This window comes from Deinococcus arcticus, from assembly GCF_003028415.1.
In the GTDB taxonomy this organism is placed as follows: domain Bacteria; phylum Deinococcota; class Deinococci; order Deinococcales; family Deinococcaceae; genus Deinococcus; species Deinococcus arcticus.
In genome coordinates this window covers 216,043-232,524 of the sequence record NZ_PYSV01000003.1, presented here as the reverse complement: position 1 = coordinate 232,524, position 16,482 = coordinate 216,043, and the positions used below count along the sequence as shown (strand labels likewise).

General features: G+C 70.7%; 16 protein-coding genes. 6 read left to right on the top strand and 10 right to left on the bottom strand.

The features are described from left to right. Positions 1-36 precede the first annotated feature (36 nt). From C8263_RS04730 to mnmC2, 3 genes are all read right to left on the bottom strand, one after another. The gene (locus tag C8263_RS04730; RefSeq protein ID WP_107136954.1) at positions 37-1,038 is read right to left on the bottom strand and encodes an isocitrate/isopropylmalate dehydrogenase family protein; all 1,002 of its coding nucleotides are present in this window, start codon (positions 1,036-1,038) and stop codon (positions 37-39) included. A 61-nt stretch (positions 1,039-1,099) separates the two neighbouring features. Continuing rightward, positions 1,100-2,065 carry an FAD-dependent oxidoreductase gene (locus tag C8263_RS04725; protein ID WP_233218645.1) on the bottom strand — a complete coding sequence of 322 codons (966 nt, stop codon included), beginning with the start codon at positions 2,063-2,065 and terminating at the stop codon, positions 1,100-1,102. Then, the gene (mnmC2, locus tag C8263_RS04720) at positions 2,062-2,790 is read right to left on the bottom strand and encodes a tRNA (5-methylaminomethyl-2-thiouridine)(34)-methyltransferase MnmC2 (RefSeq protein ID WP_107136952.1); all 729 of its coding nucleotides are present in this window, start codon (positions 2,788-2,790) and stop codon (positions 2,062-2,064) included. The genes C8263_RS04725 and mnmC2 overlap by 4 nt, the downstream gene beginning before the upstream one ends. A 265-nt stretch (positions 2,791-3,055) precedes the next feature. On the opposite strand from mnmC2, the gene C8263_RS04715 reads away from it, so the two are divergent. From C8263_RS04715 to C8263_RS04700, 4 genes are read left to right on the top strand one after another with little or no spacing between them, the layout of a single operon-like run. Then, on the top strand, positions 3,056-5,068 hold the full coding sequence (locus C8263_RS04715) for an elongation factor G (RefSeq protein WP_107136951.1): 2,013 nt from the start codon (positions 3,056-3,058) through the stop codon (positions 5,066-5,068). A gap of 19 nt (positions 5,069-5,087) precedes the next feature. After that, positions 5,088-5,438, top strand: a complete 351-nt coding sequence (locus C8263_RS04710; RefSeq protein WP_107136950.1) for a DUF6915 family protein — start codon at positions 5,088-5,090, stop codon at positions 5,436-5,438. Further along, the gene (locus C8263_RS04705; RefSeq protein ID WP_107136949.1) at positions 5,435-7,495 is read left to right on the top strand and encodes a hypothetical protein; all 2,061 of its coding nucleotides are present in this window, start codon (positions 5,435-5,437) and stop codon (positions 7,493-7,495) included. The genes C8263_RS04710 and C8263_RS04705 overlap by 4 nt, the downstream gene beginning before the upstream one ends. Before the next feature lie 34 nt (positions 7,496-7,529). Then, positions 7,530-8,543, top strand: coding sequence for a threonine aldolase family protein (locus C8263_RS04700; RefSeq protein WP_107136948.1), 1,014 nt, complete (start codon positions 7,530-7,532; stop codon positions 8,541-8,543). Between the two features lie 113 nt (positions 8,544-8,656). On the opposite strand, the gene C8263_RS04695 is transcribed toward C8263_RS04700, so the two are convergent. From C8263_RS04695 to C8263_RS04680, 4 genes are all read right to left on the bottom strand, one after another. After that, complete coding sequence (locus C8263_RS04695; protein ID WP_146160592.1) at positions 8,657-9,025, bottom strand: hypothetical protein; 369 nt, start codon at positions 9,023-9,025, stop codon at positions 8,657-8,659. An 80-nt stretch (positions 9,026-9,105) separates the two neighbouring features. After that, positions 9,106-9,852, bottom strand: coding sequence for a chlorite dismutase family protein (locus C8263_RS04690; RefSeq protein ID WP_107136946.1), 747 nt, complete (start codon positions 9,850-9,852; stop codon positions 9,106-9,108). A 101-nt stretch (positions 9,853-9,953) separates the two neighbouring features. Continuing rightward, positions 9,954-10,982, bottom strand: a complete 1,029-nt coding sequence (locus C8263_RS04685) for an aldo/keto reductase (RefSeq protein WP_107136945.1) — start codon at positions 10,980-10,982, stop codon at positions 9,954-9,956. Between the two features lie 51 nt (positions 10,983-11,033). After that, positions 11,034-11,618: a hypothetical protein gene (locus tag C8263_RS04680; RefSeq protein ID WP_233218644.1), complete on the bottom strand. Its 585-nt coding sequence runs from the start codon at positions 11,616-11,618 to the stop codon at positions 11,034-11,036. A 39-nt stretch (positions 11,619-11,657) separates the two neighbouring features. Here C8263_RS04680 and C8263_RS04675 point away from each other — a divergent pair, with 39 nt between their 5' ends. Next, positions 11,658-12,059, top strand: coding sequence for a VOC family protein (locus tag C8263_RS04675; protein ID WP_107136944.1), 402 nt, complete (start codon positions 11,658-11,660; stop codon positions 12,057-12,059). Here C8263_RS04675 and C8263_RS04670 read toward each other — a convergent pair. The 3 genes from C8263_RS04670 to C8263_RS04660 all read right to left on the bottom strand — a co-directional run bounded on the left by C8263_RS04670 (position 12,056) and on the right by C8263_RS04660 (position 15,525). After that, positions 12,056-13,687, bottom strand: a complete 1,632-nt coding sequence (locus tag C8263_RS04670) for a diguanylate cyclase domain-containing protein (RefSeq protein ID WP_107136943.1) — start codon at positions 13,685-13,687, stop codon at positions 12,056-12,058. The genes C8263_RS04675 and C8263_RS04670 overlap by 4 nt on opposite strands. Before the next feature lie 149 nt (positions 13,688-13,836). Next, positions 13,837-14,634: a signal peptidase I gene (lepB, locus tag C8263_RS04665; RefSeq protein WP_107136942.1), complete on the bottom strand. Its 798-nt coding sequence runs from the start codon at positions 14,632-14,634 to the stop codon at positions 13,837-13,839. A 66-nt stretch (positions 14,635-14,700) separates the two neighbouring features. Next, positions 14,701-15,525, bottom strand: coding sequence for a patatin-like phospholipase family protein (locus tag C8263_RS04660; RefSeq protein ID WP_107136941.1), 825 nt, complete (start codon positions 15,523-15,525; stop codon positions 14,701-14,703). 127 nt (positions 15,526-15,652) lie between these two features. Here C8263_RS04660 and C8263_RS04655 point away from each other — a divergent pair, with 127 nt between their 5' ends. Continuing rightward, on the top strand, positions 15,653-16,405 hold the full coding sequence (locus tag C8263_RS04655) for a serine/threonine-protein kinase (RefSeq protein WP_107136940.1): 753 nt from the start codon (positions 15,653-15,655) through the stop codon (positions 16,403-16,405). Positions 16,406-16,482 lie beyond the last annotated feature (77 nt).

Below are 16,482 nucleotides of genomic sequence, written 5' to 3'. Positions count from 1 at the left end.
CGCAACTGGTCCGGGCCTCCTGTCTGTTGAGGGGCGTTACGCCAGCGCTTTGATCACAGCGTTCGTGAACTCTTCCGTGCCGGCGGTGCCGCCCAGGTCGCGGGTGCGGGGACCTTCGGTCAGGACCTTGTTCACGGCCGCGTCAATGCGGCGGGCGGTGTCGTGGTCGCCCAGGTGGTCCAGCATCAGCACGGCGGCCAGGATGGTGGCGGTGGGGTTGCTGACGCCCTGACCGGCAATGTCGGGCGCGCTGCCGTGCACGCTCTCGAAAATCCCGAACTGGTCGCCCACGTTGCCGCTGGCGGCGATGCCCAGGCCGCCCACCAGACCGGCGGCGAGGTCGGACAGGATGTCCCCGAACATGTTGGTCATCACCAGCACGTCGAACTGCTGGGGGTTGCGCACCAGCTGCATGGCGGCGTTGTCCACGATCATGGTGCCGGTGTTCAGGCCGTCCACGCCTGAGGCGTGGTCCAGAATGGTGTTCAGGAACAGGCCCTGGGTCACGGGCAGCACATTGGCCTTGTGCACCACGGTCAGCCGTTTGCCGCGCTTCATGGCCAGATTGGCGGCGAACTGGCCAATACGCAGGCTGGCGTCCTTGGTGATCACGGTGTCGGCAATGGCGGTGTCGCCGTAGCGCCGCTCCTGTTCCACGTACAGGCCCTGGGTGTTCTCGCGGACAATCACGAGGTCCACGTTCTCGTAGGCGCCGGGCACCGGGCGGGTCCTGGTGGGGCGCACGTTGGCGTACAGACCGTACTTCTGGCGCAGGTGGCGAATGGCGCCGAAGAACCCGGCAGGCTTCTCGCCGCTGGGGCTGGTGGCCGCGCCGAACAGGGTGGCGTGGGTGTTTTCCACGGCGTCGTAGGTGGCCTGGGGCACGCTGGTGCCGTGGTCCAGGTAGTACTCGTAGCCGGCCTCGGCGTGCACGTATTCGGCGCTGAAGCCAGCGGCGTCGAGCACGCGGCGGGCGGCGGGAATGACCTCGTGGCCAATGCCGTCGCCTTCAATGAGACAGATGCGGTAGGTCGCCATAACCTGAGCAGTGTAAGCCAGCCGGGTCAGGCGCTTCACCCGTTCCTCGCGCCGTGGCGCGTTACCCGCCGCGTGACGCCAGCACCTGCGCCGCCAGATCGCGCGCCAGCAGCGGCCCCAGCAGGAAGCCCTTGCTGCTCAGCCCGCTCAGGCGCCAGGTGCCGTCCGCCTGCCGGCCCGCCTGCAGCCCCGAGAGCCGCGAACCGGTCCAGCGGCCTGTGACCTGAACACCCTGCAGGTCACTGAGCGCCAGCCCCTTGCCCAGCAGCCAGCCCAGCGAGGGCAGGGGCAAGGTGTCGGGCCGCCACTGCGGCGCAGGGGTCTCGAAGGTGGCGCCCAGCACGCCCCCGCTCTGCGCTGGGGCCAGATACGCCCCGAAACTGACCGGCTGCCGGGTGACGGCGCGGTCCAGGGTCAGCAGGGTGCCCATGCGGTGGGTGGCACTTTCCCCGGTCCAGTGGCGGCCCACCGAGCCGCCGCAGACCACCACGGCGTCGGCGTGCAGAGGGGCGGCGTCCAGCAACTGAACCGTGTGCGCCGTCCAGCCCAGCGCCCGCCCGCGCACGGCCCGCGCCCCCGAGGCCCGCCGCAGCGCCCCGGTGAGTGCCTGCCCGTCCACCCATCCGCCCGGCGGCAGTGACAGCACGTGTGCCCAGCCGGGGGCCAGCGGTTCGGGCGATTCGTCGGGCTTTAACCATACGTGGGCCAGCTCAGGCGGCAGATGGCGTTCAAAGCGGGCCCGGGCCCGGTCATCTGGCACCGGTCGCAAGACGCCGCTCTGCCCGTGGGGAATGGCAAACCCCTGGGCCTCCAGTTCGCGCAGCAGCGCCCAGGTGAACGCCATGCCCGCCAGCGCCCGCGCGTCCACCCCGCCCGACTGCCCCCGCACCGGGTTGACCAGGGCGCTGGGCACGTGGCTGGCGGTGTGGGCGCCGGCGTCCACCACCGTCACGGCGGCCCCCCCCCGCGCCAGAAAATAGGCCGCCGAAGCCCCGGCAATCCCCGCCCCCACCACCACAACGTTCAAAGCGGCCCTTCCTCCACTGCCCACGACCCACCCTCCACTTCCCGCACCGCCCGCAGGCATTCCCGCTTGCCCGGGGCGCCGGGCCGCCGTTCCACACGCAGCCCCGCTGCCACCAGGGCCCGGCGCACATGCCCGGCCGCGCTGTAGGTGCCCAGCACGCCGCCCGGCGCCAGGGTGCTCGCCAGCCGCGCCGCGAAGTCCGGCGTCCAGACCTCGGGGTTGCGCGACGGCGAGAAGCCGTCCAGGTACAGCGCGGTGGCCCAGCTCCGGGGCAACTCGGCCGTCAGGGCGTCGGCAAAGGTGACGGTGAGGGTGGCGCCCCCCGCCTCGACCTCCAGTTCGCCGCGCCCGCCGCCTCCCTCCGGCCACGCGGCCAGCAGGGCGGTCCAGGCCGGGTGGTCGGCGCCCTCTGCGCCCTCGGCCACGGCGCGCAGCACCTCGCGCGGGGCGGGGTCGAATTCATAGGCGCGGTAGTGCAGCCGCGCGCCGCGCCGCGCCGTGTCCGCCAGGGTGGCCCGGCCATTCACGCCCACCCCAAAGCCAATTTCCAGCACCCGGGGCGCAGGGTGAAGGTGGGTGCCCGTGCCCTGCACGAACACATGCCGCGCCTGTGCCGCGGCCCCGTGCCGCGACCCATACGCCTCGCCGTACCGGGCGTTGAACGCCGTGCGCGACCCATCCGGCGTGGGCAGCAGGGCGTAGGCGGGGGGCTCGTCGTGGGTCATGGGGGCCAGGATAGGGGGTTGTGGGCCGTGGGGCGTGGGCTGTGGGACAGCGCGGGGGAGGAGAGGCGGGGGCGTTGGAGGGCCTCCACTTGTCTGGCCCCTTGATCCCTGGAGGGAGCCCTGCGCTCCTGGCCATCGGCCATGTGCCCTGCGCCCCTCAAAAACCCTTACACTCCACCCAACCCTTTTCCCCGTCCGCTGCGGCGTGCGTTCACTGGCTTTCCTTTGCCCCCGGGGCACCCTTCCCGGGAAAGGTCTGGTGCTTATGCCTGTTCGCGTTGTCAGTCTCGCGGGCCACAGCGGGGCCGGAAAAACCACGCTGGCCGAGGCCCTGCTGTTTCGCAGCGGGGCCATTTTACGCGCGGGGCGCGTGGAGGACGGCACGGCCCACAGCGACCACACCGAGGCCGAAAAGGCGCACGGCTTTTCCATTCAGACCGGGGTGCTGCGCCTGACGCACGCGCAGACCAGCGTCACGGTGCTGGATACGCCAGGCTACGCCGACTTCGTGCGCGAGATCCGGGGCGGTATCCGCGCGGCGGACACGGCAGCCGTGGTCGTGAGCGCCCTGGGCGGTGTGGAGGTGGGCACTGAGCGGGTATGGGCCACCGCCGACCGCTTCGAGATGCCCCGGTTGATCGTGGTGAACAAGATGGACCGTGAGCGCGCCGACTTCTTTGCCGTCCTGGCCGACCTGCGGGCCAGCCTGAAGGGGCCGGTGGCTGCCGCGTGGCTGCCGCTGGGCCAGGGCGCCGACTTTGCGGGTGTGGTGAACGTGCTGACCGGCGAGGCCAGCCCGCCGCAGGCCACGCCGCCCGCCCTGGGCGCCGCCCTGCGTGAGGCGCGCGAGGCCCTGACCGACGCGATTGTGGAAACCGACGACGACCTGATGGCGCGGTATCTGGAGGGTGAAGAGGTGGGCGCCGAGGAGCTGCAGGCGGCCTTCTGGCGCGCCGTGCACGCGGGCACCCTGTACCCGGTGCTGCCGGTGAGCGCCCAGAGCGGGGTGGGCGTGGACGTGCTGCTGGACCTGATGGTGCGCGGTCTGCGCTCGGCCCGCGAGCGCGGTCCCCTGACCGGCGTGGACGGCCAGACGCGCGAGCCCCTGCCGGATGCGCCCTTCAGCGCGCGGGTGTGGCGGGTCTCGGTGGACCCCTTCGTGGGCAAGCTGGCCTACGTGCGCGTCTGGAGCGGCACCCTGCGGCCCGGCGACACGGTGCGCAACACCACCCAGGGCACCGAGATGCGCGTGACGCACCTGTATGTGCCCGGCGGCAAGGACCTGACCGAGGTGCCCGAATTGCCGGCCGGCAGCATCGGCGTGCTGACCAAGCTGCCCGAGCTGCACGCGGGCGACACCCTGGCCGACCCCGCGCACCCCATGCAGTACGATCCGCTGTGGCTGCCCGACCCGGCGCACACGCTGGCCATTGTGCCCCTTACCCGCGCCGACGAGGACCGGCTGGGCGCCGCCCTGGCCCGCTTGCGCGAGGAAGACCCCACCCTGGTGTACAGCCGCGAGCCGCAGACCGGCGAACAGCTGCTCTCCGGCATGGGCGAGATGCACCTGAATATTGCCGTGGAGAAACTGGCGGCCCTGGGCGTGAATGTCAGGACCAGCCCCCCCCGCATTCCCTACCGCGAGACCATTCACGCCCCCTGCGAGGCGCAGGGCAAGCACCGCAAACAGAGCGGTGGGCACGGCCAGTACGGCGACTGCCGCATCCGCATTGAGCCCGGCGAGGGCTTTGCCTTCCGCAGCGCGGTGGTGGGCGGGGCCATTCCCGGCAAGTACCTGCCCAGCATAGAAAAGGGGGTGCAGGACGCCATGCAAAAGGGCTCGCTGGCCGGCTACCCCCTGCAGGACGTGCATGTGACGGTGCTGGACGGCAGCTACCACGATGTGGACAGCAGCGACATTGCCTTTCGCACGGCGGGCAGCCTTGCCCTGAAGAATGCCCTGGACGGCGCGCGGCCCGGCCTGCTGGAGCCGGTGTACCAGCTGCGGGTGCGCGCCCCGGCCAGCTTGACCGGCGACCTGATCAGCGACCTGCAGACCCGCCGCGCCCGCGTGCAGGGCATGGACACCAGCGGCACCGTCATTACGGTCACCGCCACCGTGCCGCAGGCCGAGCTGCAGACCTACAGCGCCGACCTGCGTTCCCTGACCGGGGACCGGGGCGCCTTCAGCGTGAAGCCGCACGGCTACCAGCCGGTTCCGGAGCACCTGGCCAGGAAGATCATTGAGGCCAGAAAGGGCGAGCTGGCCGGGGCGTAGGGGCTGCCATACTGGCCGCATGGCGCACCCGTACCACCATGCGGTCAGCTCGGCCCGGACCTTTGGCGGACAGCCCGAGGAGTACCTGCCCATTCACAACTGGTTCGACCAGACCAAGGCCCATCTGCCGGACGTCCGCCACCGCGCGCTGCTGCACTCCAGCTTTGGCATCTTCCTGTGCGAGCAGGTGTTTGGCGCCACGCTGACCCTGGCCACAGGCCGGCAGGTGCCCGTGCGCCTGATTGGCGAGCAGCATGTGCGCGAGGACATGGGCGGCGAGATTCCCACCGTGCAGGACTGGCTGGGCGACCTGCCGCTGAGGCCCTGGATGACCCGGGGCGCGGCGCGCCTGAGCGAGGAGGGAACATGACCATCCCGGCTGGCTTTGCCCGCAAGCTGGCGCGGCTGGGCGTGGCCCGCGTGCGGCTGGCGTACCTGTGGCACGAGGACGAGATGCGCTACGAGGTGCAGGCCCTGGACGGGCAGGGGCGCGCCGTGCCGCTGGACCATGACACCCGGCGTGAGGTGGAGGAGGCGGTGGAGCACGCCGATCTGCCCAGCCAGAGCGCCTACCTGTGGGACCTGAGCACTGGGGTCATCACGCCCTTTGGCGAGGTGACCTATCTGGCGGGCGATTCGCTCAACGGCACATATACCGTGCGCTTTGAGGGCAACGAAGAACTGGTGCTGGCGGTGGCGGCGGCCACAGCACCATCCCAGGCACAGGTGCAGGAATGGGTGGCCCACCCTGACCCCAGCGTGCGCCGCGCCGCCGCGCTGAATCCGGCGATTCCCGACGAGTGGCTGCGGCCCCTGCACGGGGACCTGGTGTTTGAAGTGGCGTCTGCAGTGCACTCCCGGGGGGGGCGCGCGGCGTTCGAGGCAGAGCGGCAGCAGGCGCAGAACCCCCAGACCCTGCCGCGCACCCTGGATGCGTTGTCGCGCAGCCCCTGGGCCAGCGTGCGGCTGGCCGCAGCCCGCAATCCCAGCACCCCGGGCTCGGCGCTGCGTGAACTGGCCCGCGCGCCGCAGTGGCCTTTTCCGCTGGCGGTGCTGAACAACCCCGCCTGCCCGCCAGAGGTGCGCGAACCTCTGCTGAACGCCCTTGGGGGGGTAGAGGCTCCCGAAACACGCCGGGCCATCGCCCAGGCCCAGGATGCCCCGTGGGCGCTGCTGTCCCGGTGGCTGGATGACCCCGATCCCTACCTGCGCGCGCGCATTGCGCGGCACGCCGCCACGCCCACAGAAGCCCTGGCGAGGCTGGCCACTGACCCCGACGAGGACGTGCAGATGGCGGTGCAGGAACGAACGGAGGAAGAACCCTACAACCCGGCCTGGCCCCTGGCCGAGCAGTGGCGGGTGGCCCACAGTCCACTTCAGGAGAGTGCCCTGTGGGCGCTGGGCCATGCCCCCAACCTGCACCCGGAGGTGCTGGCCTTTCTGCTGAACCAGCCGCCGCAGGCATACGTCGTCCTGCACCGTCCAGAGGTGACCGACGACGACCTGCTGCGCCTGATCGAGACGGGGCCCATCGCGACCCACTGGCTTTCAGAGCGGGGTGGCCTTTCAGCGAGGGTACTGCGGCGGCTGGCCCAACGCCCAGAGGCGCACCTGCGGGCCAGCGTGCCCTCTCTGGCCAGGCCCACCGGCTTACCCGGGGACGTGACGGCGGCGCTGGTGGCCGACCCCAGCGATCAGGTCCGCGCGCAGGCGGCGCTGCATCTGCCCCTGAGCCCGGCCCAGGCCCAGGAGCTGGCGGACGACCCGGCCGCCTGGGTGGCCGAAACGTTGCTGCGCAATCCTGCTTTGCCCCCAGAGGTGGCCCGCACGGTCCTCCGGCGCCTGGGGCCGGGGACCCTCAATCCCTACCTGCATACCGGGGACCCGCTGCCAGGGCCGCTGCTGGGCGTGTACAGCGAATTTGCCACGGGCGAGACCCTGCTGGCCCTGGCGCAGAATCCACAGACACCCAGTTCGCCCCTGGTAGACCGGATGCGGGCGCTGGGGGGCGCGGCCATTGAAACCCTGATTGCCGAGCCGCAGACCCCGCCCGGGGTGCTGGCCCGGCTGGTGGTGTCGCCACACGACGGGGCCCTGCTGCGGCACCCCAGCTTCACGGAGGCCATGCTGCGCGACCTGATCACGCAGCGTCTGAAGCGCTTTTCGTTCTGGAACAGCCTGCGTGACGAGGACCGGCTGGTGATGCTCGTGCTGGACTCGCCGCACATGACGCTGGACCTGTGGGAAGAACTGGTCACGCCCCGGAATCTCCAGCCCGAAATCCGCGCGCAGGTGGCGGCCCGCCCGGACCTTCCGCCCCGCATCGCCGCCCGCCTGGCCGAGGACCCGGTGGGCACAGTGGTGGCGGCCCTGCGCCGGAATCCGGCAGTGCCGCCAGAGGTGGTGAATCGGCTGGACGGGCCGTGACCTCCTGGCCCCGCCCCGGCGTAGCATCGCGGGCATGACCCCGCCCGTGATTGCCGATCTGCGCTCCGATACCGTGACCACGCCCACGCCTGCCATGCGTGAGGCGATGGCCCAGGCCCCGGTGGGCGACGACGTGTACGGCGAGGACCCCACCGTCAACGCCCTGCAGGCCGAGGTGGCCCGCCTGACCGGGCACGAGGCGGGGCTGTTCATGCCGTCGGGCAGCATGACCAATCAGGTGGCGATCGCCCTGCACACCCGCCGGGGCGAGGAGGTGATCTGCGCCGAGGGCTCGCACATCTATGAGTGGGAACTGGGCATGATGGCCACCTTCAGCGGGGTGGTGCCGCGCTTCGTGCCCGCGCCGCTGGGCGTGCCGGCCCCGGACGACGTGCGCGCGGCCATTCGCCGCAGCATTCACCAGTCGCCCACCGGGATGATCAGCCTGGAAAACACCCACAACAAGGCGGGCGGCACGGTCATTGCGCCCGAAGTCCTGCACCAGATTCGCGCGGTGGCCACCGGGGAAGGCCTGCCCCTGCACCTGGACGGCGCGCGGGTGTACAACGCGGCGGTGGCCCTGGGCGCAGAACTGCGCGAGATCACGGGCATGTTCGACACCGTCAGCGTGTGCCTCAGCAAGGGCCTGGGGGCCCCGGTGGGCAGCGTGCTGACGGGCTCGGCGGCGGCCATGAAACAGGCGCACCGCTACCGCAAGATGATGGGCGGCGGCATGCGGCAGGCGGGGGTGCTGGCCGCCGCCGCCCTGGTGGCGCTGCAGGAAGGCCCCGCCCGCCTGGCCGGGGACCACCGCCGCGCCCGCGTGCTGGCCGAGGCGCTGGTGAACGCCGGCTTCAGCGTGAATCTGGCCGCTGTGCAGACGAACATTGTGTACGCCACCGTACCGGACGCGGCGGGCCGTGCGGCGACCTGGGCCGAACGCGGCGTGCTGACCAACGCCCTGGGGCCGCAGTCTGTGCGCTTTGTTCTGCACCACCAGATTGACGATGAGGCGCTGGACCGGGCGATTCGGGTGCTGACGGCGTAAGGAGGCCCGCGCCAGAACAGCCCACGCCTGGGGAAGGGGCGTGGGCTGTTGCGGATCCCTGCTGGCGCTGTTCGCCTCAGCCTACGCCGTCCGACCAGATGACCACCCAGGCTTCAGTCCCCCCAAGTTGTTCCAGCGCCCCCAGACGGTGGTTGCCGCCCGCGCACCGAGAGCACGTCGCCACGGCGCTGCGCGATCAGTGGGGCAAATCGGGCGCCGTGCTGGTGGGCCTGAATCAGCGCTTCAAGCCGGGCGGTCCACCGCACGGTGGGTTCGGGGTATTCCATCTCGGGCTCGGGCCCACAGGCCCGCCGCAGGGCGGCAATGGCCACCGGGAGCGGGCCTTCCCACTGGCGAGGAGCCAGCCGCAGCCCATCGGCCAGTCCCACCTTGCCGCCCGGTTGGCGCAGCCAGGTGTCCACCCACGCGCCAATCTCTGCGGGCAGAAGGCAGGGAACGGGAAAGAACTCGTCGGCGGTCATGATGAGCAGGAGTCTGGGCCTGAACAGCAAAACGTCCATCCCAGGGGTCGCCCCAGGATGGACCGCTGCAACGGCTGGCTTCAGCCCAGGTCGTTCAGGACTTCCAGCAGGTCCTTTTTCACGCAGGTGAACATGGGCGTGTCCTGTAGCGTGTACATGCTGGCCTCGGTGTAGCGCAGGCGGTGCACCAGATCCACGAATTCCTGCGGGTGGTCGGAGTCGAAGCTCACCACGAATTCCTGGTCGTCAATGCCGTAAGAGTAGCTGGTGTTGATCCGCACGCCCTTGAAGGGGCCGCTGGCGTAGATGTGCTCGTCCATCATGCCCTGGCGGCTGTGCGGCGTCAGGTCGTACCACGCCCGCGTCTTCACGAAGGGGTAGATGAACAGGAATTTGCCCTGGCCCGGCAGGACTTCCAGGCCGTGCCCGCTGCCTTCCACGCGGTTCACGTACTGGCTGCGCTTGTTCATGGACACGAAGTTATAGGGCTGCGACAGGTAGCCCATCAGGCGCGTGCGGTTCAGCCGGGCCTGCGCCTCCTGAAAGTCGCGCACGTCAAAGGCAATGCGCCACAGCATGAAATCCACGTCGCCGCGCACGCCCACCAGCGAGTAGGGCCGCTGAATCAGGCCCTGTTCGGGCGCGCCGCTCTCCACCCAGCCCTGGGCGGCGGCCAGAAACTCGGCCTTCAGCTCCTCGCGCTCGGCCGGGGGCAGGCGGCGAAACGCCGGGTCCAGCTTGAAAAAGGCGTAGTTCAGGAACTGCCGCTGGGCGCGGTCGGGTTCCCGCTGCGTCACCTGCCCGCTGGGGTCCAGGTCCACCATCATCTTCGGGCGGCCACCCGGGGCGCCGCCAGGGCGCCCGCCCGCCGCTGGAGCACCCTCGGGGCGCTGGCCTTCCGGACGTTCCCCGCTCACCTGTTCACCACTCACTGGGCCACCACCTGACCGCGCAGGTCATGGGTCATGCCGAAGTTGGCGCGGTAGAGCGTCTGAATGCCTTCAAAGTCCTCGTCGGTCAGGGGCGCGGCGTCAAAGGTGGCGGCGTACTCGCGCAGGCCGTCTTCGGAGTAGATGTTGGGCAGCACGCTCGCCATCGCCGGGGAGCGCAGGGCGAACTGAATCGCCAGCTGGCCAATGGTGCGGCCCCGGCCCTCCACAAAGGCGCCTTGCAACTGCTCCACCTTCTGCAGTCCGTCTTCCATCCAGGCCTTGCGGCGGGCGTTGGTGGTCATGCGCCAGTTGCGGTGGTCGCCGGGCTCGAATTCGGTGTCCAGGCTCATGTGGCCTTCCAGCAGCCCCGAGGCGTGCGGCACGCGGGCCATCACGCCCACGCCCACTTCCTCGGCCACCGGCAGAATCTGCTCGCCCAGCGCCTGTTCCAGCAGGTTGTAGATGATCTGGGTGGGCGCGCGGCGGTCACGCACGCTGGCAATACCTTCTTCAATCTGGCGCTCGTGCTGGGCCGGGCCCAGGGCGGTGCCGTAGGCCAGAATCAGGCCCTCGGCCTTGGCCCGGTCCAGCTCGGCCCACAGGTCGTCGCGCAGGATGGCGTCCATGCGCGGGTTGTGCAGCTGGTAGTAGTCAATGCGGTCGGTCCCCAGCCGCTTCAGGCTGCCTTCCAGCGCGCGGCGCAGGTGTGCCGGCGACCAGTCATGGGGGCGCTCCTGTTGCCCGGGGCGGTCGGGGTGGGTGTAGATGTCATAGCCGAACTTCGTGCCAATCACAAGCTGATCGCGCACGTCCCCCAGGGCCTCGCGCTGCAGCTCCTCGGCGCGGCCCGAGGCGTAGGTATCGGCGTTGTCGAAGAAAGTGATGCCCAGGTCAAAGGCCCGCCTCAGCAGCGCCTTGCCCATGCCCTCGTCCCTGACGCCCCACCAGGTGGTGCCCACGGTCCACACGCCAAACCCCACCGCGCTCACGGTGAGGTCGGTGCCCAGCAACTTGCGGTATTCCATATCTGGCACTCTCGCACGGCGCGCCGGGGATGGTTGACCCCGAACGACCGGTCAGGCAGGCGTGGGCACGGGGAAGTGCAGGTGCCCCGTGGGCACGGCCACCGTCAGCAGCGGCCGGGCCGTCTGCAGCCCCGGGTGCAGCGCCTCACCCTCCAGCACCGTCAGCCGGGCCGGCTGCACGCGGCCCCGCAGGCCCACCCGGGTCAGCCACCAGCCGCTTTCGCCGTCCAGCCGGGGCTGGGCCAGGGTGCGCCAGGGTGTGGGGATGGGCCCGGTGGACACGGGCAGCGCGGGCCCAAAGCCCTCGAAGGCGACGTGGGCCAGAAGGCGGCCGTCTTCCTGAATCCGGACCTGCCCGCGCGCCGAGGTGCCCAGCCACTCGAAGCGGGCCAGCGTCTTGGGAATGCCCCAGTTGGCCCGGCCCCAGGCCACACTCTGCGGCGTACTGACGGCAATGCGCGTCACCTGCGGGCGCGGCCCGGCGGGGCTGGGGGCGCCCAGGGCCACCCACATCACCTCGTCGTAGGGACCCACCGGGGAGGTGGCGTAGCGCACCAGCAGCAGCGCGCCGGGCTGGGGACGGCGGTAAACAGCGATCCAGGCGCGGCCCGAAAGCGGCCAGGGTGGGGAAGCCATGGCCCCACCGTACCCCGCCGCGCCGCTACCCTGAACCTCATGCTCAAACACGTGTCGTTCCTGACCCGCGATCTGTCGGCTGCGCTGGCCTTTTACACCCGGCTGGGTGCGGTGGTCGAAAAGCAGCTCCTCACTCCCGAAGGGTATGGCCGCGCGGTGCTGCGCCTGGGGGAGGGCCGCCTGCAATTCTTCGAGGTGCCCGGTGAGGGCCCGGCCCCGCATCCCCACTGGGCCGAACACATCGCCCTGCACGTGCCGGGCCTGCGCGCCCTGCTGCCCACGTTGCGCGCGGCGGGCGTAACGGTCACCCGCGACCTGCAAGCCAGCCCCGGTGGGCGCGACATGGCCTTTGTGCTGGACCCGGATGGGCGGCAGGTAGAGCTGCTGGAAGGGGGAACAGTTGATCGTGATGGAAAAGGATCGCCCGCGCGCCCGCGCTAGCCGGCCTGAGCAGCGCCCTGGACGTCATGTTTTCCCGCGCGCTTGACGCGGTACATGGCCTCGTCGGCGCGGCGTTGCAGGGTGGCAAAGGCCTGACCGTCCTGCGGCGTGACCGCCACCCCGACGGACGCGCTGATCTGCACAGTTTCTCCCTGCACTGTGAAGGGCTTCGTGATCAGCCGGAGCAGCTCCCGGGCCACCCGGTGGGCGTCGTCGGGGCAGCGCAGACCGGGCAGCAGCACCGTGAATTCGTCGCCGCCGGGGCGGGCCACCAGATCCTCGCGGCGCACCCCGGCCCGCAGGCGCGCGCCCACCTGCCGCAGCAGGTCGTCCCCGGCATCGTGGCCCAGGGTATCGTTCACGGCCTTGAAGCCGTCCAGATCCAGAAACAGCAGGCCCACAGGAGCGCTGCCCGCGCGCTGCAGCGCCTGTTCAGCCGCCGCCTGAAAGTGCGCGCGGTTGGCCAGGCCGGTCAGTGGGTCGTGGGCCGCGCGGTGGGCCAGCAGGGCGTGGTCTTCCTGCAGCGCGGCGTGGTCCTGCTGCAGCTGCTGGGCGCGCTGGCGCTCCTGTTCGGCTTCGCGGCGCAGCGTTTCCAGCTGAAACTGGGCGGTCAGGAACCTGGTCTTGCGGTCCACTGCCTCGGCGTGAATCCGGCGTTCCAGGGCGTGGTGGGCGCGCAGATCGGCCAGCGCGCCGCCCAGGTCGCCCAGGGCCTCGCGTACCTCGCTCAGGGCTTTCAGGGCGTCCTGTTCCTGGCGGCCAATGCCGTGCTCGCGGGCCAGGGCCAGGGCGCGTTCCAGGGGGGGCAGGGCCTGTACGGCCTGCCCCTGGCGCTGATGAATCAGGCCCTGCATCAGCAGCAGCAGGCACACGTGCACCTGCTCGGCGATGGCTTCGGCCAGCGGCAGCGTGTCCTGAATCACGGTCTGGGCGGCCTCCAACTGGCCCGTGTGCAGCAGGCTGTGCGCGCGGTAGGCCTGGGTCACCACAGCGTGCTGGCGCATGTCGCTCTCCAGCAGTCGGGGCAGCAGGGTGTCGGCCAGGGCCAGGGCCTGCGCGTGCTCACCCAGAGCGTTATGGTCCACCATCATGTTCACGCAGGCGCTGCTGTGCAGGCTGCGGTCCCCCAGGCGTGCGGCGACCTCCACCACCTCCTGGTGGGCTTCCAGGGCGCTGGCATGCTCGCCCAGTTCCGCCCACACGGCGGCGATGTTGTTCAGCACCCGCACCCGCCCCTGTTCGTCACCGCTGGCCTGCGCCACCTGCGAGCTGTTCAGAAAGTATTCCAGCGCCCCGGCGTAGTCACCCTGATGGCTGACCACGTTGCCCAGGCCGTTCAGGGCCCGCGCCTCCAGCGGGGCGTCGCCGCACTGCCGGGCAGTGATCAGCGCCTGCCCGAATGCCTGCAGGGCCTCGGCGTAACGGGCCTGGAAAAACAGCGTGGCCCCCAGCAGGACCCCGGCGCGCCCCCCCTGCAGGGGCAAGTGAAGACGCTCGGCCTGGGCCGCCGCCGCGCGGGCCAGCGCCTCGGCCCGGGCCGGGTCCACCACCACGAGGTCGTCGGCCTGGGCAATCTGCGCGTCCAGGGTCGCCGGCTCCAGGGGCCTGTCGTTGGCGGCGCGGCTCATGGGGCTCAGGATAGAAAGGCCGCTCTCACAGGGAGCTTGCAAGCCATAGGGGTGAATACAGCCCAGGGGAGGGGTGGGGCGCCTCAAAGCAAGCCGCCCCAGGGTGGCCCGGGGCGGCGCAGCTTGCGTTGTGGTGCCTGGAATCCGTCTTAACGGTTCAGGGCCTGCTGCAGCTCGGTAAAGGCAGCCGGGCGGCTGAGCACGCGCCAGTTCAGCACGCTGTCGCCGCTGAGCTCTGGGTCAACGCCAGGGATACAGGGCCCCTTGGCGTTCACCTTGCGCATGATGGGCCACACCACGGCCGCCGCGCGCCCAGCCACGTCGCGCCGGGGAATGGCGCCAATAATGCGCGAATCCTCCGAGCCGTTGGGGGTGCGGTTGTCGCCAATCACGTAGTAGTGGCCGGCGGGGACGGTAAACGTCTCCTGATCTTGCACCACGCCTGTGGTATAGCCCGCAATGCCCGAGGACTGCGCCAGATTTGCCACCGGGCTTTCGGTATCCCAGCAGCCCTGCTCTTTCCAGTAGTCGGTGGTCCAACCTGAATCCAGGGGCACACCGTTGACCGTGACCTCGCCGCCCTGAACGCGGATGGTGTCGCCGGGCAGACCAATCAGGCGCTTGATCAGGAAGGGCCGGTAGGTCCAGAGGTTCAGGGGCGCGGCCTTGTTCAGGTTTTCAATCTTCGCGCTGGCCGCGCGCGGGGGCTTGAAAATCAGGATATCGCCGCGCTTAAAGTCGCCAATGCCCGCCTTGTGCAGCCACGTTTCGTACTTGGGCACGAACACGCGCTCGCGGTCGCGCAGGTTGGGCATCATGCTCACGCCGTCCACCCCCACCAGCGTGGCGACAAACTGCGTGATCACCACCGCGAACACGATGGGTTCCAGCACTTCCTTCCACAACTTCTGAAGGGGGCTCAGGGCGGGCTTCTCTGGTCTGGTCATGCACCGCGCAGCATAGCGGACGGGGGGCATGACTGCGGGGAAAAGCCCGGATTCCCGGGGGCGCGTTCAGGCCCCGGGCCGCCCCGGCGCGCCCTGCAGGGTCAGCAGGCGCGGCAGGTTGGCCAGGGCCGCCTCGCGTCCAGCGGCGATGGCCTGTTCGGCGCGGCCAAAGGTCATCAGGTCAATGTCGCCCAGTTGCGGGCGCAGCTGCACGTCCGGGCGGTAAAGGTTCACGCGGGCGTCGGTCAGCTGCGCCTGCATGATTTCCACCGCGCGGCGCAGGGCGCGCACCGGCCCCAGCGAGGCCCCCCGGCGCCAGGGCAGCGGCAGCACGCGCCGGCCCTCCAGCTCCAGGGGATCGGGGGCGGTGACGTTCACCGCCAGCACCTGCCGCGCGCCCAGGAACAGCGCGGCGTCCACCGGCAGCTGGTTCAGAATGCCGCCGTCGGACAGCAGCAGGTCCTCGTAGGGCACGGGTTCCAGCGCGCCAGGGTAGGCGGTGGTGGCCCGCAGCGCGGTGTGCAGGTCCCCGCGCGTCAGGTACACCGCGCGCCCCGAGAGCAGGTCGGTGGCGGTGATGGCCAGCGGTGTGGGCAGCTCTTCAAAGGTGGCCGGCAGGTGCTGCGCCAGCCACGCACTGAAGGCCGACTGCCGGATCAGCCCCGGGGTGGGCCGCAGGTCCAGCAGACGCCGCCACGAGACCCCCCGGGCCAGCCGCTGCAGTTCGGCGGCGCTGTAGCCGGCCGCCACAAAGGCCCCCACCAGCCCGCCCATGCTGGTGCCCGCCACCACCGCCGGTTTCAGGGCGTGGGCTTCGAGCACCTCCCACACTCCAAGGTGCGCCAGCCCCCGCGCGCCGCCCCCGCCCAGCACCAGGCCGTAGCCTTTCACGCGCGCTCCTGGGGGCCCCGGGCCAGCCTGTGCTTGGTCATGGCCGAATTCTAGACACAGCCCGGCCGCCCTCTGCCCCCACAGGGGAGAAGCGCACCCCCCCCAAGGTGGTGTAGCTTGAAGGCCGATGCCTCTGGCGGGTCAGGTGGTGGGAGACGGCGTGCGACTGGTCCGGCCGGTGGGCCGGGGTTCGCACAGCCTCGTGTATTTCGCGGTGGACCGCACCGGGCAGCCCTGCGCCGTGAAGATCTTTCCGGCCCACCTTCTGGGCTACGCCGACCGTGAATACCAGCACGGCCACCACCTGGACCACCCCCGGCTGGTGCGGGTGATGGCGCGCACCACCGTGGATGACCAGCCGGCCCTGATCAGCACCCTGGCGCGCGGCGAGGTGCTGTTCGGGCGCTACAGCCAGCGCCCCGCCGCCGCTGCTGAGCGCCGCCCGTTTCTTCTGACCCTCGTGCATCTGCTCGACGCCCTGGGCTACCTGCACAGCCTGGGGCTGGTCCACCGCGACATCAAGCCCGAAAACGTGATTGTCGAGGATGACGGCCGCGCCAAGCTGGTGGACTACGACCTGTCGGGGCCAGCCTTTGAAGCGTTCAGCACGCCCACGCGCATGGGCACCGCCGCGTTTCAGAGCCCGGAAGCCGCGCGCGGCGAGCCGCTGGGCCCGGAAAGCGACCTGTACGGCGTGGGCGTGCTGCTGGGCTGGGGCCTGTACGGCGCGCTGCCCGACCCCGAAGACCCCCAGCCCCTGACCCCCGACCCCCTGGGCGCCCTGCACCTGAGCCTGACCCGCCCCGAACGCCACGAACGCCCTGCCGACGCCGCGCAGGTGCGCCAGGAACTGCTGCGGCTGGCGGGCCTGCCGTACTGAGGGTTGCGGGGAAGCCGGACCCTGAAGCGCCGTGCCGCCTGCTTCTGTGCACGATCAACACACACGGGCGGCTTTTG

What these genes read in the sequence shown, in the direction of transcription:
- C8263_RS04730 (WP_107136954.1), bottom strand. Translation starts at nt 1,038, where the DNA reads ATGGCGACCTACCGCATCTGTCTCATTGAAGGCGACGGCATTGGCCAC.
- mnmC2 (WP_107136952.1), bottom strand. Translation starts at nt 2,790, where the DNA reads ATGACCCACGACGAGCCCCCCGCCTACGCCCTGCTGCCCACGCCGGAT.
- C8263_RS04715 (WP_107136951.1), top strand. Translation starts at nt 3,056, where the DNA reads ATGCCTGTTCGCGTTGTCAGTCTCGCGGGCCACAGCGGGGCCGGAAAA.
- C8263_RS04710 (WP_107136950.1), top strand. Translation starts at nt 5,088, where the DNA reads ATGGCGCACCCGTACCACCATGCGGTCAGCTCGGCCCGGACCTTTGGC.
- C8263_RS04705 (WP_107136949.1), top strand. Translation starts at nt 5,435, where the DNA reads ATGACCATCCCGGCTGGCTTTGCCCGCAAGCTGGCGCGGCTGGGCGTG.
- C8263_RS04700 (WP_107136948.1), top strand. Translation starts at nt 7,530, where the DNA reads ATGACCCCGCCCGTGATTGCCGATCTGCGCTCCGATACCGTGACCACG.
- C8263_RS04695 (WP_146160592.1), bottom strand. Translation starts at nt 9,025, where the DNA reads ATGACCGCCGACGAGTTCTTTCCCGTTCCCTGCCTTCTGCCCGCAGAG.
- C8263_RS04690 (WP_107136946.1), bottom strand. Translation starts at nt 9,852, where the DNA reads ATGATGGTGGACCTGGACCCCAGCGGGCAGGTGACGCAGCGGGAACCC.
- C8263_RS04685 (WP_107136945.1), bottom strand. Translation starts at nt 10,982, where the DNA reads ATGGAATACCGCAAGTTGCTGGGCACCGACCTCACCGTGAGCGCGGTG.
- C8263_RS04680 (WP_233218644.1), bottom strand. Translation starts at nt 11,618, where the DNA reads ATGGCTTCCCCACCCTGGCCGCTTTCGGGCCGCGCCTGGATCGCTGTT.
- C8263_RS04675 (WP_107136944.1), top strand. Translation starts at nt 11,658, where the DNA reads ATGCTCAAACACGTGTCGTTCCTGACCCGCGATCTGTCGGCTGCGCTG.
- C8263_RS04670 (WP_107136943.1), bottom strand. Translation starts at nt 13,687, where the DNA reads ATGAGCCGCGCCGCCAACGACAGGCCCCTGGAGCCGGCGACCCTGGAC.
- lepB (WP_107136942.1), bottom strand. Translation starts at nt 14,634, where the DNA reads ATGACCAGACCAGAGAAGCCCGCCCTGAGCCCCCTTCAGAAGTTGTGG.
- C8263_RS04655 (WP_107136940.1), top strand. Translation starts at nt 15,653, where the DNA reads ATGCCTCTGGCGGGTCAGGTGGTGGGAGACGGCGTGCGACTGGTCCGG.